This is a genomic window from Roseburia sp. 1XD42-69 (genome assembly GCF_003612565.1).
GTDB lineage: Bacteria > Bacillota > Clostridia > Lachnospirales > Lachnospiraceae > Roseburia_B.
Window position 1 is genome coordinate 1 of record NZ_RAZG01000189.1, and the last position, 1745, is coordinate 1745.

The 1745-nt window shown below is 30.9% G+C and carries 2 protein-coding genes; both read right to left on the reverse strand.

Annotated features, from left to right (window positions below; translation table 11 throughout):
• Positions 1 to 211: 211 nt before the first annotated feature.
• On the reverse strand, positions 212 to 484 hold the full coding sequence (locus D7Y06_RS24935) for a hypothetical protein (protein ID WP_120410160.1): 273 nt from the start codon (positions 482 to 484) through the stop codon (positions 212 to 214).
• A 267-nt stretch (positions 485 to 751) separates the two neighbouring features.
• The gene (locus D7Y06_RS24940; RefSeq protein WP_120410161.1) at positions 752 to 1177 is read right to left on the reverse strand and encodes an Imm63 family immunity protein; all 426 of its coding nucleotides are present in this window, start codon (positions 1175 to 1177) and stop codon (positions 752 to 754) included.
• Positions 1178 to 1745: the final 568 nt, after the last annotated feature.

Here is a 1745-nt window from a genome sequence, read left to right on the forward strand (position 1 = left end):
CCATCATCCCTTTCTTGTATCACATACTCATCATTTAACCACTGAATAATATTTTTCACATGAACCCCTAATTTAAATTTATCTATTCCTTCTCCTGGCATGATTTTTCCGTCTAAAATTTTCATTATTATTGAATCCTCTCTATTCTTATAGAACTTCCTAAACTTGTTTTTTTATAAAAATATTAAATTTTATTTACTTCTGTTACATTCTATATTAATTTTTGTTTTACTATTCTTACTCTATCCAAAATATTTTTCTTAGAATAGTACATATTTGGAATTTTCAACTCCTCATCATCATATGAAAATCTTCCTGCCATTTCGCACAAATCTCCAAACTCGTTGTTTTCTTGCTCCGACAATTGCTCATAATTTACTTCTAAATCATATATTCTTGTAAATTCTGAACAAAATGTCTTAATATCATATGAACTATTCAACACTCCATTAATTAAATACCACAATTGCTCTTTTTCTGTCATATTAGAATGCACCTTCCTTATTTTGATATTGCAGGTAAATCACCTATTGCTTTTCTTGTTACAAGAGAACCCGTCAAAATTTCATCCGGTGACAAAATACGTTGTATTTTAAAATTATCATTTTCATCTACAAATTCAACTTCATATGCTTCTTGTGATTTCTCAAATCATAAGTACTGCGCCTATTTCTCCTTTTTTACACCTACCTCAAAGTCTCTTTTCATCCGAACTGAATTGTATTCATCAAATTTCATAATTCCCCATTCGTCATTTATCATTATATGGTCTTCTCTTTAATATCTCATTTATTTCTTCATCTTTTCTCCTCCCAAAATTAACTCCAAACTTTGAAAACAATTCTATCTCCTTTTCAAAAAGTTTTCTTCTAAAATCCTTTCCTGGAATTCTATTTTGTATTGCATAATCCAAGGCAACTTGAAAAAGAATTTCATTTAAAATAATCCAAAGCACTTCCTCTTCAGTATTTATTTGTCTGTGAATACAAACTTTTCCTTTTTCAGTAATTACATAATGATACATATCATTTTGCATATAAATATATATACCTTCAGGACTATTATCTGTACCAATTGAAAAGTTTATATTATTTAAACTTAAATCGGGTAATACACTATTAATCTGACATTCCATTTCGTTTTTTAGTTCATCTGTTTCTAATATTTTAACCTCCATCTCCTGTCTCTCCCCATGATACTATTTCTGATTGTGTTGTTTGCAGAATCTCATTAATAGCAACAAATTGGAAACATCACTAAATTTAAAAGAAGTTTTGATGTCTTGATGTAAATATATAAGTTTTCGCATACTTATATTTTACACCAACAGCCGGACTTTTCGAAGTCCGGCTGTAATTTTTTACACAGAAAAGGCGCTGTGCACTATTATGTGGAATTTCCCTATATCCTATAACTTTGTTGTTTAATAAACACTTTTACAGTGTTTGAAAATTTTCCCGCAAGCTACCCTTTAGTCCTATGGTAATGGCGATCGCTTTTTTTATATTTCGTTCTCGGTCTTAAGGTGCTGCTTGTCCTTATAGAGAGCCTTATACGCCTTAAAATTACCACTTCACCATCGATACTTTGATAGGGAAGAACTGTTTTACCCAGTCGCTGAGTATGCTCCGATTTACGCCATATTCACGTTCCAGTTGTAATAATCCCCATACTTATAAGAGCCAGTATCTCACCAAAGCCCTCATATGCAGATGTATTATTTTTAAAAACCTTCTCCAGCAACT